Here is a 14,176-nt window from a genome sequence, read left to right as displayed (position 1 = left end):
ATGAAATTTAAGGTAGTATCGGAGTTCAAACCGACCGGAGATCAGCCACAAGCAATCAAGCAACTAGTCGATGGCATAGCTGGTAACGAAAAATACCAGACCCTATTAGGTGTAACAGGTTCGGGGAAAACGTTTACCGTTGCAAACGTAATCGAAGAAGTGCAGCGGCCAACATTAGTCTTGGCACATAATAAGACCTTGGCTGCTCAATTGTATTCGGAGTTTAAGCTGTTTTTTCCAGAAAATGCAGTAGAATACTTTGTTTCCTACTATGACTACTATCAACCGGAAGCTTTTATTCCCACCTCTGGGCTTTATATAGAAAAAGACCTTTCGATCAATGAGGATATTGAGAAACTACGTTTAAGTACTACCTCTTCGCTACTTTCAGGTAGGCGTGACGTTTTGGTCGTTGCTTCTGTATCTTGCTTGTATGGCATTGGGAATCCTGTGGAGTTTCAGAAGAATGTACTTCATATCAAAAAAGATCAGGTCATTGCCCGTACCAAGTTTTTACACCAACTGGTGCAAAGTCTATACTCGCGGACTACGGCTGATTTTCGAAACGGGAATTTCAGAGTTAAGGGAGATGTAGTGGATGTATTTCCAAGTTATGCCGATCATGCATTCCGGATTCATTTTTTTGGTGACGAAATTGAAGAAATCGAAGCTTTCGACCCTTTTAATAACAAGGTGTTAGAGGTTTATGAAAACTTGAATATCTACCCTGCAAACATGTTTGTTACATCGCCTGATGTGCTCCAAAATGCCATCCATCAAATACAAGAAGATCTTGTAAAACAAATAGATTACTTCAAAGACATTGCTAAACCCCTTGAAGCCAAACGTTTGGAGGAACGTACCAATTTCGATTTGGAGATGATTCGCGAATTGGGATACTGCTCGGGTATTGAAAACTATTCGAGGTATTTAGACGGTAGAGATCCGGGTACCAGACCTTTTTGCCTTTTAGATTATTTTCCCGATGATTACTTAATGGTAATCGATGAAAGCCATGTAACTATTCCGCAGGTACATGCTATGTACGGAGGAGATCGATCTAGAAAAGTGAATTTGGTTGATTATGGCTTCCGTCTGCCCGCAGCAATGGATAACAGACCCCTGAAATTCGAAGAATTTGAAGCATTGCAAAATCAGGTTATATATGTTAGTGCCACTCCCGCAGATTATGAAATGAAATTAAGCGAGGGCGTATTCGCCGAACAAATCATTCGCCCAACCGGTCTTTTGGATCCTATAATAGAAGTGAGGCCCAGTTTGAATCAAATTGATGACCTCGTAGAAGAGATACAACAACGAGTAGAAAAAGATGAGCGCACCCTAGTCACGACTTTAACCAAACGCATGGCCGAAGAATTAGCGAAATATTTAGCTCGTATTAACATAAGGTGCAGATATATTCATAGCGATGTTGACACCTTAGAACGTGTTGAGATCATGCAAGATCTCAGGAAAGGAATTTTTGATGTTTTGATCGGCGTAAATTTGTTGCGTGAAGGACTTGATTTACCAGAAGTTTCACTCGTGGCCATTCTAGATGCTGACAAGGAGGGATTTTTAAGAAGTAATCGTTCTCTTACACAAACTGTAGGGCGTGCAGCGAGACATCTCAATGGAAAATCAATCATGTATGCAGATAAGGTTACCGCGAGTATGCAAAAAACAATTGATGAAACCACCTACCGGAGAGCGAAACAAATTGCTTACAATGAGGAGCATAACATCACTCCAAAATCACTCAACAAAAGTCTAGACAGTGCACTGGCAAAAAATTCTGTTTCCACCTATCATTTTGAAAAGGAAGAGATGCGTGCAGCGGAACCTGATATGGAATATCTGACTAAGGATCAGATAGAAAAACTAATTCGAGAAAAACGAAAATCTATGGAAAAAGCCGCCAAAGAATTGGATTTTATGCAAGCCGCTAAGCTTCGAGACGAAATAAAAAAATTACAAGAAATGGACTAAAGTCCAGTAAATAGTGTATTTTTAATCAAAATAGCAGCTATTATATAAATAATTATCTATTCATTCATGTAATGCTATTTAAACATCTGGTAATAAATATATTAAGTTATTTTTTTAGACAAGTCTAAATCTATAAATCGTATCGAAATAACTTGTATTTCATGCCTTCGTCAAGTATTTCGCAAAAACTCAGTCTTGCTTCTTGAAAGAAAATTATTTTATTTCGATAAGGTGCCACATCAAGAAATTCTTTTCAAAACAAAAATCCAAACAGCTACTTTTCACAATGTACATTACGGCCTTCATGTAGAACAATAAAAATCGCCTCTTACTACCCCCTACCCTACAGCTATTTCAAGTTAAATTTGTCGCGTGATTTAAATCAGTTCTTTTCTTTAAAGGCAATTGCAGGCGAACTGAATTGGTACGCACTATACTATCCGAATTTAGAAAATTGGAGGATGTATTTTTAACACTACCCATCTGGTTGAAACAAGAAAATACAATTTCTGTTCTTTAAATTTTTCCTACAAAATATTTTACCCATGACCTAAAATCTTTAAAACTGAAGCTAACAAAAAGCGCCCCTATCATACAATAGAGACGCTTCTCAACTAACCAACTAAACCAATCATCATGAAGGTCCGAAGAAACGGACGCATCACAATACGTTACTATGTTTTATGACAGCTCAATCTGCCTTTTGGGTTTTGGCATTGCCTCTTCTTTTTTAGGTAGCACAAAACTCAATATTCCGTTTTCATAATCTCCTTTAATGTTTTCCGCATCAATAGTGTTAGGTAAGGTGAAGGATCTTTTAAAAGATTGAAATGAAAACTCTCGTCTCGAATATCTGCCCTCTTTTTTCACCTCTTCAGTCTTTACCTCAGTAGATACAGTTAGCACATCCTTATCTATCTCTATATGAAAATCTTCTTTTACTCTTCCAGGAACCAACAACTGCAATTGCCAATCCCCTTCGTTTTCTTTGATGTTCACGGGCGGAAGGTTATGCCCTACAGTTTCCAAGCCACCAAACCAGTCTGGCTTGAAAATTTCATTTATCAATGCTGGGAAGACCAAATTATTTCTTTTAACTATGCTCATAATGTGTATTTTTAAATAGTTTTTTTATCAAGCTCATAAGGTCAAAATACATACCAAGAGCAATATCATGTCTTTTTGACATAATACACCCTGGTTTTTATGTCATAATGGCACTTTTATTGAGGTAATTCCCATTTTGTGAGATCGCAATGGGAGATTAGAGGGCTTGGGGGAACAAACGAATCAAAATCATACATAACGTTCAATGAAAAATCTGCTATTGTTTTTTATCCTTTTTATTGCCCATCTAAACGTCTACGCGCAAAACAAGAGAGTACGCGATTACGGTATTGAAATCGGAATTTTAAAGCCGGGTAAAAACAATGCAATTACCGATGTGGAAGGGGTTAAAGTAGGCCACGTTACATTGCTCGAAGGCGACAGCATTCGAACGGGTGTCACGGCCATTTTGCCGCATGAAGGCAATATTTTTCAAGCTAAGGTACCGGCCGCAATCTATTTAGGCAATGGGTTTGGTAAATTGGCAGGCTACAGCCAGGTCAAGGAACTAGGTAATATAGAAACCCCAATTGTTTTAACCAACACCCTAAGTGTTCCCGTGGCTTCTGAAGCACTTATTAGCTATACCCTAGCCCAAAGTGAAAATTCGAATGTACGTTCTGTAAACCCGGTGGTCGGCGAAACTAATGACGGTTGGCTAAACGATATTAGAGGTAGGCACGTTACCGAAACGGATGTATTAAAAGCTATTGAAAATGCTAAAGGTGGTATAATTGAAGAAGGAAATGTAGGGGCCGGAACAGGTACAATATGCTTTCAGTACAAAGGCGGAATCGGTACCGCGTCGCGACGGGTACCGCAATCTTTAGGAGGATATACCGTAGGCGTTTTAGTTCAAACCAACTTTGGTGGTGTTTTTGAACTAAACGGCGTACCCATTGCCAAAGAATTGGATAATTACCCAAGACAATACACCTACGATGTTGACGGCTCTTGTATGATAGTCGTGATGACCGATGCTCCATTGACTTCACGAAACTTGGAACGAATGGCAAAAAGGGCGATTATGGGCTTGGCCAAAACCGGGGGTGTCGCCTCCAACGGAAGTGGCGACTATGTCATAGCTGTTTCAACAGCATTGGAAAATCGAATCGCTCATCAAAACAAATCATTATTCGAACAAAAAAGAGTCTTAAAAAATGCTGCTATGACTCCTCTTTTCCTTGCTACGATCGAGGCAACCGAAGAGGCTATATTAAACTCGCTATTTGCTGCTAGCACCATGAAAGGCCGAGATGGACATCAAGCGGAGGCGATTCCTTTGGATAAAATCATCAAAATCATGAAAGCATATAACAGGACAATAGAAAAAGAATAAGCAGAACACTGCTATTCTTTCGAACGGGAAAACAATAGTACGCAAGCGCTAGTTGTCATATGCCTTAAAAATAGCAATAAGCACTTCAGGTGGAACTACATTGTTAGGATATTTGTGCATAACCGAAAGTACCTGATCTATTGCGGAGGGCGGCAAACCCATGCCTAAGCCCATTTCATGTAGACGCCTTACTTCAACTTCCTCTTGTACTTGATCTACGTTCATCAACAAAACCAATCTATGAAATTGTAAGATACGCTCTGCTTGGGTCTTTGGGATCAAATGTTCACTTTGCTGTTCAAAAAGGGCATCAAAAACATCTTGCGTTATACCCAATTGCGATGCAACGCTCCATAAAAATTTGTACTCAGGCTCTTTCACGACATTATCGACCTTTGCAAAGGTGATCATTTCAGAAAGAATACTTAATTTTTCTTCGTAGGTACTCATAGTTGTTGAATAGGTGGTCATAGTATAACTAAAAAAGAAATACTATCGTATAAATTGTCGACAAACAACCCTCATGTACAAGGGGACTCAAATTTTGTGATATCTTGCAAAGAAATAATATGGTATGACCAACAACGACATTTTTAAGAAACTGCGGGTAGCTTTGATGCTGAGAGACGATGAAATTGTAGACATTTTGAAGAAAGCTGATTTCAACATCTCGAAAAGTGAGTTGGGTGCCTTTTTTAGAAAAGAAGACCATCCAAATTATATGGAGTGCGGCAATCAAGTACTACGGAACTTCTTGAACGGATTGGTAATTCATTTGCGTGGAACCAAGGAAAATCCCAAAAATCCTGGTGAGGTGCTCTTAAAGAGGAGTTCAGTGCCTAAAGTATCGAAACCCAAGCCTAATTTCAAAACCGCCCAACGAAAAAACATAGGTAGCGATATCGATCCTGTTAAATATAAGAACAAAAAAAAGTCCTAGTCTCGAATTTCTCGAGGTAGGACTTTTAAATTGCTAGTCATTGACCAACCGTTAACTAGCAACACGTACCGATACGGTATATTTTTTACCTTGTTCGAAATTGCTTAGATCTACTTGCTTGTAGTTTAATCTACTTTTGATAAAACCTTCAAGATCTTCCTTGTCGGTATCAACGGAAAGCACCACAATTTCCTTTTTGTCATTTAGCATAAAAAGCACTTGTGCCGAATAGCCCTCGTGTTTTTCGTCAAAATTGTTGTTGTTTAAGAATTTGCCAATCTGCTCAGACAGATTTTGGCTTTTTGAAGGCTCTACACCTTTTTTAGAATCGTTTGCAAAAATACTCCCAGTGGAAAGTAGCAAAGCTGCTACTAACATTAAACTAACTTTTCTCATGACTTGTTTGTTTTTAACCCTGATTCGTTGATTGACGATTTTATTTCAGGATTTTGATTATTAATTAATTGATGAATTACTAAAAAGACGTCTCAAAAACGAGAATGTTACACACAAAATTGCTTTTAACATTTTTTTAATGACTTCAATAGCGTACTTGAGGTTCAAAATTATTCCACAAAAAAATCATAACCTAAAACAAACCAAGAACTTAACGATTATTTGAACTTGATAACCTTATGATTACGAAAGAGAAAAAAACATGTAGCAAACAAAAAAAATAAATCCTAAACTATTTAAAGGAGCAAGAAAAAGTTGTAAAAAAAAAGATATGGAAAGTAAATTCCAACCACTTGAGGTCTTTACCATAAAAGAAAAGGGCAATGTTATTGCAACATTACCCTTCGATACCAATTTTGGAAACAAATTAAGTTTGTACGGTTATTGGAATAGTATAACGTCTTCCTTCAACAATTCCATCAATTTTGACTTCCTTATAGTTCAACTGGTTTTTTACAAATTGACAGAATTCCTTTTGATCAGAATCGACTGACAATACCACGAGTTCTCCATCTTTGTTTACCGTAAATATTAAAGTCGCTTTGAATTTCTCCTCAGAAGACATTTCAAAGTAGCCATCAAGTAGTTTCCTGACTTTCGTCTGAAGTTCATTTGACGGATTGCTGTTTGGATTTTCGTCGATTGCGAAAACACTCGTACTTGCCAGTAGCAATGTTGCCACTAGCATCAAACTGATTTTTTTCATGCTGTTCGTTTTGTGATTTTGACCCGATGATTGTCGGTTTTCTCAAAATCTGATTAATACTAATTTGAATGATGAATTACTAAATGGACTAAGGAAACTGCTACATAGTTACAGTAAAAATTCACAATTAACACATTTTAACTTGCCTTGGCTATAAATGTTAAAATCACGAACAAAAAGAGCCGTGTTATACACGGCTCTTTTTTTATCTGTTGTAGCTATAATTCTTAACTAAGCACTTCCTTGACTTTATCAGCGGCTTCTTGAAACTGTACAGCTGAATGCACTGCTAAACCAGAATTATCGATAATTTCTTTTGCAATCTCCGCGTTTGTACCTTGTAAACGAACTATGATCGGAACGTTGATGGTATCTCCCATGTTCTTGTAAGCCTCAACAATACCATTGGCAACGCGATCACAACGCACAATACCTCCAAAAATATTTACTAGAATGGCTTTTACACCATCATCTTTTAAGATGATGCGAAAAGCTTCTTCTACTCGCTTTGCGTCTGCGGTACCACCAACATCTAGAAAGTTAGCAGGCTCACCGCCAGCCATTTTAATTAAATCCATTGTGGCCATTGCGAGTCCGGCTCCATTAACCATACAACCGACGTTTCCATCTAAATCTACATAGTTCAATCCTAAGGAACCTGCCTCGACCTCTATGGGATTTTCTTCACGCAAATCACGCATTTCTGCATATTGCTTTCTTCTATATAACGCATTATCATCGATAGATACTTTGGCATCAACTGCCATAATCTTATCATCTGAGGTTTTTAAAACCGGATTGATTTCAAACATGCTTGAATCGCTTTCTACATAAGCTTTATACAAAGAACCAACGAACTTGGTCATCTCTTTGAAAGCCATTCCTGAAAGTCCTAAATTGAAGGCTATTTTCCGACCTTGAAAAGGCAACAATCCTACCGCCGGATCAATCTCTTCTGTATAAATAAGATGGGGTGTTTTCTCGGCCACTTCTTCAATATCCATTCCACCTTCAGTAGAATACATAATCATGTTTTTACCAGTACCTCTATTTAACAAAACAGACATATAGAATTCACTGGTTTCACTGTCGCCTGGATAATATACATCTTCTGCGATTAAGACCTGATGTACCTTCTTACCTTCAGCTGAGGTTTGTGGCGTTATCAAATTCATGCCAATGATCTGACCTGCCAATTCTTCAACCTCTTTTAAATTCTTAGCAAGTTTAACCCCACCGCCCTTACCGCGGCCCCCAGCATGAACCTGAGCCTTAATGACATGCCATCCTGTGCCTGTTTCAGCCGTTAATTGTTTGGCAGCATCAACCGCCTCTTTTGCATTATGCGCGACAATACCGCGCTGAATACGAACGCCAAAACTGGCCAAAATTTCTTTTCCTTGATACTCGTGAAGATTCATATATAGAAGGTGTATTTAGGTTCGGGTGCAAAAATAGGAAACGATTATGATTTACACTAAAATAATAGTGAACAGTATTTCCTTAAGAAGTTAAAACCGAAGCGACTATTTTATGGAGTAATCATCAAAATCAAGCGGGTCAAAATTTTTAAAGTCCCCATTCAATTTTATGGTCTGCTTGGTTCTATTCACCTCTTCTAAAACGGTAATCGTAGTTACCAAATGATTTTTTATAAAAGCCAGTCGCTCACTTTCCCGAGAAAGTTGCAAGAGCTCGTATTCTTGCTCGAAAGACAAACCCATTTTATGTACGAGGACATGGCTGTGGAATTTTTCAACCGGGATGGGAGTAAAAGGTACCGACATTAGATTATATAAGGCCTCCAAAAGCCCTAGCACTTCATGTCTACTACTATCGTCGGCATCGTTTATGTTATCTAAAAATGCGACATCGCCACCAGCATACAATTTTCCTTCCATTTGGTTTTCAAAGGTATTCACCTTAAAAACCTGTCTTGCGACGCAGGTAACATCCATCTCTCCTCCCTCGTAAGAATTTACGATTTCCACCAACTGTACTTCAGTTCCAAAAAGGATACTATCATATATATAAACAGGAATACCGAAGGTAGTAGCCTCGTCACGACAGTCACTTATCAGTTGCTTATAGCGCTCCTCAAAAATGTGTAGCGGAACCGTCTCACCTGGAAAAAATATAGATTGTAAAGGAAATAAGGGCAACTTCATATAACACTAGCAATTTGGGTAAAAATACGATACAGTCCGCTCAACAACAAATGAATTCCAATTCATAATTTGTTATAAATATAACAAATTGTTGTATTAATTATAATTAGCATTCTTTTTTTGTTTGGACAGTGTAAGAAAGCTAGATTTGTTCAAAATAAATTGCAATATGAAGAATGCTGATTTACTCAAAATTGCCAAAACATATGGTGATCCAGTATATGTTTATAGCTCAGAAAAAATAATTTCTCAATTCAATAGATTGACAAATGCCTTCAGCGGGGTGAAGAAGCTGCAATTGAATTACGCAGCTAAAGCACTGTCTAACTTGGCCATTTTGAAGTTAATGAACAGCTTAGGAAGTGGTTTAGATACCGTGTCAATTCAGGAAGTTCAGCTCGGATTATTGGCAGGCTTTAAACCAGAATCAATCATATTCACTCCTAATGGTGTCTCCCTGGAGGAAATTGAAGAGGCTGCAAAGTTGGGTGTGCGTATCAATATTGACAACCTCTCCATTTTGGAGCAGTTTGGTAGTAAGCATCCAGATATTCCTGTATGCATTCGTATCAATCCGCATGTAATGGCTGGAGGAAACTCCAACATCTCTGTTGGTCATATCGATTCTAAGTTTGGGATCAGCATCCACCAAATTCCACATTTGCTACGGATTGTTGATTTAACCCAAATGAATATCAACGGTATTCACATGCATACCGGCAGTGATATTTTAGATATTGATGTCTTTTTATACGCTTCGGAAATACTCTTTGAAACAGCGAAAAACTTCTCTGATCTAGATTTTATCGACTTTGGTAGTGGATTTAAAGTTCCTTATAAAGAAGGTGACATCGAAACCAATGTAGAGGAATTGGGCAAAAAATTAAGCTCAAGATTCAATGAATTCTGTAGGGAATATGGCAAAGAACTTACCCTGGCTTTTGAACCTGGAAAATTCTTAGTGAGCGAAGCGGGTTATTTTTTGGCGAACGTAAATGTAGTAAAACAGACCACTTCAACGGTCTTTGCAAGTATTGACTCTGGATTCAATCACTTGATCAGACCGATGCTCTATGGGGCAACCCATTCTATCGTAAATATTTCAAATGAAAAAGGCAGGGAACGCTATTACTCGGTAGTAGGATATATTTGTGAAACTGATACATTCGCCAGCAACCGCAGAATCAATGAAATCTCGGAAGGTGACATTCTGTGTTTCAAAAATGCCGGTGCCTACTGTTTTACGATGGCCAGCAACTACAACTCAAGATTTAGGCCGCCTGAAGTATTATGGCATAAGGGTAAAGCTATTCTCATTCGGGAAAGAGAAAACTTCGATGATTTGATTCAACATCAGGTTGATGTTAAAGATTTATTCTCCCCAGTCAAAGAAACCGCAAAGCTTAAATAGCATCTTCTTGAAATAAAGGTCGTGGATTTTCGTTAGTTTTGGTATAGTCTTTGGACTAATTCAGAAAAATAAGTACTCATGAAGGCAATTGCCCCAAAATCAATAGGTTTCATCCTTTTCCTTTTTGTCGCTTTGGTGACACATACTACCAGCGCCCAAGAAGTAACTTGGCTCTCCTGGAGCGAGGCTGCAGCATTGGCGACAAGCGAGGAAAATCCAAAGAAAATATTTGTCGATGTCTATACTGATTGGTGTGGATGGTGCAAAAAGATGGACAAAGATACCTTTCAGAATGCCGAAGTAGCAGCTTATATGGACGCTAACTTTTATATGGTGAAATTAGATGGAGAAGGAAAAGAACCTATAGAATACAAAGGAAGAACTTTCAATTTCGTTCCTTCCGGAAGGAAAGGCTATCACGAGTTCGCCGCAGCTTTAATGGGTGGCAAACTGAGTTACCCCACTACGATCTTCTTAGATGAGGAAATGAACATGCTTTCACCCGTTCCTGGCTATCAAAAACCCGAGCCTTTCTTAAATATCGCTAAATACTTTGGTGACGACATCTACAAAGAAAAGGACTGGAAAACCTACTCGAGCAAAGGAAAATAAGCATTCCAACACATAGAAAAATGCTCCAATCACTATACAGTGAAAGGAACACCTCTTTAACGCATTCCATTGAACTATTCTGTGCTAAGGTCAAGCGCCTTGGCCTTTTTAGCCTTATTTTGGCACCTATCGCATAAATCGGTTATTTTTTTTAACTCTCTTGCTTTTGCAACCGTACCTTGGAAAATTTCGTTGGTGCGTTTCCCATTGATATAAGAACAATCTTGATATAGATGGTAGCTCTTACCTGATGGAGTCCAATAGACCTGATTCACACCATCATTGAGTAGCTCAACCTGCTTGGTTTGTTCGGAATATTGTTCTGCTGAAGGTGGATTAAAATCAGTTCCCGTTAAACCTGCAGCGGCAAGGGCGGCAATGGCAATCGATCCTAGAATTCCTTTTTGTTTTCCACTCAGATTCTTATTCGTAAAAATAAGAACGACCATAGGGAGGAATGCAAGTACACTGATGATCATACCCAGCTGATTCTGCACAAAGAATTTAAACTTATTCTTCTCCGATGCGGGGTCCAAACGGTTTGCTTTTTTCCATAAGATGTTACCTAGAATTGCAAAAATCAATGCAACAACGATTAATCCGATCATCCAGACCATGTTGACCGGTATCTCTTGCAGTTTAAAATATGCAAAAATCTGGCATCCGATGGCTACAATCCAGCCTACTACAGCGATAACTCTGAATGTAGTTGCCTTTGATTTACTCTCTTCAGTAGGTGTCCATGTACCGCCGGTATCGGCAGTTTGCGATGACATGGTGTCATCGACGATTTTGGTGATTTTTTTTGATGATTTTCCGTTTTCCATGATTATAGTTTCGAGGGTTATTTGGCTAAAGTTAAGAAAACTTTAACAAAATTTAGGAATACCAGCCTCTGTACAAGAGCGGTTTAGCTTCTGAATCAGTTGATAAATGGCAGTTACAAATCGCTGCAAAGCGGAATGAAGAAAGAAGTTTACTTCTTTTTAAAGAAGAAGGCGGCTTGATCACCATTGCCCTCTTTGTTTAATTTTCGAGCCCGTTTCTTATAGCGCAATTTGTTAAAAAAACCTACGGACCTTCGTTCTGACAGTGGAATGTCTTTACGATACATTTCGCTTCCTGAGAACTGAAAATGCGTGCTATCATAGTCTGTTTTAAAGAAATCTAAATTGGTGATTTCAGCAAGCTTTTGCATGCTTTTCTTCGAATGTAGAAAGAAGTGTCGCGGTGCATCGAACTGTACCCAATTGGTTTTATAGTGCTGCCAAGCGAAGGATGAAACAGTAGGAATTCGGATAATACAAACTCCATTAGGAGCTAACAATTGGCGTACCTTTTTCAAATTTTCAATAGGGTCGTTGATATGCTCAAAGGAGTGATGAAATGTAATTATATCCCACGTTCCCGACAGATTGTGAATACTTGAGTTTTTGATGTTTAGTCCATTGGGGTATGAGATATCATCCTCCAAGTAAGGGTCACAGCCTAAGATATTTGAATATCCAACTTCGGCCAGGGGATAAAGAAAACTTTGACCATTACCACAACCTACATCTAATATACGGGTACTGTTTTGAACTTGCAGCCCTTGAAACAGATCATAATCTGTCTTACCGGTGAGGAAACGTACAATGGTATGAAAGAAATTTTGGTGATTCACCAAGGCGGCGTACTTCATGCGGCGAAATCTACCTTTAAAGCCTTTGAATTTATTACCGCTATAACTGCCAAAACTATAGTACTGTTCTGGATAATAGCGCGACATATCATCAGGAACATCGGCTATCTGCAAACATTCACAACGGCTACATTGAAAATAGTCAAATTCATCACGAAGCCCAAACATCATTTCCTTACCAATGTATGCAGTATTACTTTCTGAATTACCGCAAATTCTGCAGTTCATTGGAGGTTCGATTAGGTTCATCTTAAGAACTATCTACTATAATTAGGTGACTCTTTGGTGATAGTCACGTCATGAGGATGACTCTCATTAATTCCACTAGCTGTTATCTTAACAAAACGTCCATTATGTTGTAAGGCAGCAATATCCTTGGCACCGCAGTACCCCATACCAGCTCTAAGGCCACCAACAAATTGGTGGATACTTTCGTACAATTCGCCTTTATAGGGTACGCGACCAACGATTCCTTCAGGTACTAACTTCTTTATATCATCTTCTACGTCTTGAAAATAGCGGTCTTTTGATCCTTGTTTCATGGCTTCAACTGATCCCATACCTCGATACGACTTAAATTTTCGTCCTTCATAGATAATGGTTTCTCCAGGAGATTCTTTCGTACCCGCCAATAATGAACCAAGCATCACGGTGTCAGCACCTGCGGCAATGGCCTTTGGGATATCACCAGTATAGCGGATTCCTCCATCAGCAATTACGGGAACTCCACAACCTTTAATCGCAGCAGCGACCTCTAAAACAGCTGAAAATTGTGGAAAACCAACGCCCGCTACAACTCTGGTTGTGCATATCGATCCGGGACCGATACCCACCTTAACTGCATCTGCTCCGGCATCGACCAAATACTTTGCGGCTGTGCCAGTGGCAATGTTACCCACAATGACCTCGAGTTCGGGGAATTTCTTTTTTACCTCCTTCAAAACAGCAACCACTCCTTTGGTATGACCATGTGCCGTGTCGATAACTACGGCATCTACGCCAGCATTTACCAAAGCTTCTGCCCGATCAACTGCATCAGCTGTTACCCCGAGCGCTGCCGCAACTCGCAATCTTCCGTATTTATCTTTGTTTGCTATGGGTTTCTGTGTCAGTTTCGTAATGTCCCGAAAGGTAATTAGGCCGACCAATTTGTTGTTGTTATCGACTACGGGTAGTTTCTCAATTTTATGTTCTTGTAAAATATCTTCTGCTTCAGAAAGTGAAGTTCCCTCCGCGGCCGTAACCAAATTTTGCGAGGTCATCACTTCAGAAATTGGTCTATTGTTATTCTTTTCGAAACGCAAATCACGATTGGTCACAATACCAATCAACTTACCAGCATCATCGACTATCGGAATTCCACCAATACTATGTTCCTTCATATTCGCTTTGGCATCACTTACCTTTGAATGGAGAGGCATGGTAACAGGATCTAGAATCATACCGCTCTCAGCTCGCTTTACCTTGCGAACTTTAATCGCCTGTTGTTCGATGGTCATGTTTTTGTGCAAAACACCAATTCCGCCCTCCTGAGCAATGGCAATGGCCATACGCGATTCGGTTACGGTATCCATAGCAGCTGAAACTATCGGTACATTAATTGTAATATTGCGTGTAAATTTCGATTGAATGTTTACCTCTCTAGGCAGTACTTCTGAAAAGGCAGGAACTAGGAGTACGTCGTCGTAAGTAAGACCTTCTCCAACAATTTTGTCAAGGTGAGCTTGCATGGCAATTAAGGATTAATTGCGAGCAAATGTAGTGATT

Annotated in this window: 14 protein-coding genes; 5 read left to right on the top strand and 9 right to left on the bottom strand. The window is 39.1% G+C overall.

The window, feature by feature from the left end; all coding sequences use genetic code 11:
• Entirely contained in the window at positions 1-1,989 is a 1,989-nt protein-coding gene (gene uvrB, locus ABJN95_RS19605; RefSeq protein ID WP_348372988.1) for an excinuclease ABC subunit UvrB, read from the top strand.
• A gap of 681 nt (positions 1,990-2,670) precedes the next feature.
• Here uvrB and ABJN95_RS19600 read toward each other — a convergent pair.
• The gene (locus ABJN95_RS19600) at positions 2,671-3,096 is read right to left on the bottom strand and encodes an Hsp20/alpha crystallin family protein (RefSeq protein ID WP_348372987.1); all 426 of its coding nucleotides are present in this window, start codon (positions 3,094-3,096) and stop codon (positions 2,671-2,673) included.
• Positions 3,097-3,301: 205 nt separating this feature from the next.
• On the opposite strand from ABJN95_RS19600, the gene ABJN95_RS19595 reads away from it, so the two are divergent.
• Positions 3,302-4,435: a P1 family peptidase gene (locus ABJN95_RS19595; protein ID WP_348372985.1), complete on the top strand. Its 1,134-nt coding sequence runs from the start codon at positions 3,302-3,304 to the stop codon at positions 4,433-4,435.
• Positions 4,436-4,483: 48 nt separating this feature from the next.
• Here ABJN95_RS19595 and ABJN95_RS19590 read toward each other — a convergent pair whose 3' ends face one another.
• Entirely contained in the window at positions 4,484-4,885 is a 402-nt protein-coding gene (locus ABJN95_RS19590) for a TerB family tellurite resistance protein (protein WP_348372983.1), read from the bottom strand.
• Positions 4,886-5,009: 124 nt separating this feature from the next.
• On the opposite strand from ABJN95_RS19590, the gene ABJN95_RS19585 reads away from it, so the two are divergent.
• Complete coding sequence (locus tag ABJN95_RS19585; protein ID WP_348372981.1) at positions 5,010-5,375, top strand: DUF1456 family protein; 366 nt, start codon at positions 5,010-5,012, stop codon at positions 5,373-5,375.
• A 51-nt stretch (positions 5,376-5,426) separates the two neighbouring features.
• On the opposite strand, the gene ABJN95_RS19580 is transcribed toward ABJN95_RS19585, so the two are convergent.
• The 4 genes from ABJN95_RS19580 to ABJN95_RS19565 form a co-directional block, all read right to left on the bottom strand.
• Positions 5,427-5,771, bottom strand: a complete 345-nt coding sequence (locus ABJN95_RS19580; RefSeq protein ID WP_348372979.1) for a hypothetical protein — start codon at positions 5,769-5,771, stop codon at positions 5,427-5,429.
• Positions 5,772-6,198: 427 nt separating this feature from the next.
• A complete protein-coding gene (locus tag ABJN95_RS19575; RefSeq protein ID WP_348372978.1) occupies positions 6,199-6,537 on the bottom strand; it encodes a hypothetical protein in 339 nt (112 codons plus the stop codon).
• A 227-nt stretch (positions 6,538-6,764) separates the two neighbouring features.
• The gene (gene sucC / locus ABJN95_RS19570) at positions 6,765-7,958 is read right to left on the bottom strand and encodes an ADP-forming succinate--CoA ligase subunit beta (protein WP_348372976.1); all 1,194 of its coding nucleotides are present in this window, start codon (positions 7,956-7,958) and stop codon (positions 6,765-6,767) included.
• 105 nt (positions 7,959-8,063) lie between these two features.
• Positions 8,064-8,705: an LON peptidase substrate-binding domain-containing protein gene (locus tag ABJN95_RS19565; protein WP_348372974.1), complete on the bottom strand. Its 642-nt coding sequence runs from the start codon at positions 8,703-8,705 to the stop codon at positions 8,064-8,066.
• A gap of 169 nt (positions 8,706-8,874) precedes the next feature.
• Between ABJN95_RS19565 and lysA the strand changes: the two genes are divergently transcribed.
• A complete protein-coding gene (lysA, locus tag ABJN95_RS19560) occupies positions 8,875-10,116 on the top strand; it encodes a diaminopimelate decarboxylase (RefSeq protein WP_348372972.1) in 1,242 nt (413 codons plus the stop codon).
• A 78-nt stretch (positions 10,117-10,194) separates the two neighbouring features.
• Positions 10,195-10,728, top strand: a complete 534-nt coding sequence (locus tag ABJN95_RS19555) for a DUF255 domain-containing protein (RefSeq protein ID WP_348372971.1) — start codon at positions 10,195-10,197, stop codon at positions 10,726-10,728.
• Between the two features lie 74 nt (positions 10,729-10,802).
• Here ABJN95_RS19555 and ABJN95_RS19550 read toward each other — a convergent pair whose 3' ends face one another.
• The 3 genes from ABJN95_RS19550 to guaB form a co-directional block, all read right to left on the bottom strand.
• Positions 10,803-11,555, bottom strand: a complete 753-nt coding sequence (locus ABJN95_RS19550) for a hypothetical protein (protein WP_348372969.1) — start codon at positions 11,553-11,555, stop codon at positions 10,803-10,805.
• A gap of 149 nt (positions 11,556-11,704) precedes the next feature.
• Complete coding sequence (locus ABJN95_RS19545) at positions 11,705-12,637, bottom strand: class I SAM-dependent methyltransferase (RefSeq protein WP_348372968.1); 933 nt, start codon at positions 12,635-12,637, stop codon at positions 11,705-11,707.
• A 29-nt stretch (positions 12,638-12,666) separates the two neighbouring features.
• The gene (guaB, locus tag ABJN95_RS19540; RefSeq protein WP_348372966.1) at positions 12,667-14,139 is read right to left on the bottom strand and encodes an IMP dehydrogenase; all 1,473 of its coding nucleotides are present in this window, start codon (positions 14,137-14,139) and stop codon (positions 12,667-12,669) included.
• Positions 14,140-14,176 lie beyond the last annotated feature (37 nt).

The sequence above is a fragment of the Maribacter sp. genome (genome assembly GCF_039974175.1).
Taxonomy (GTDB): domain Bacteria; phylum Bacteroidota; class Bacteroidia; order Flavobacteriales; family Flavobacteriaceae; genus Maribacter_C.
The sequence above is the reverse complement of the archived record's forward strand: the minus strand, read 5'-3'. Positions and strand labels throughout refer to the sequence as shown.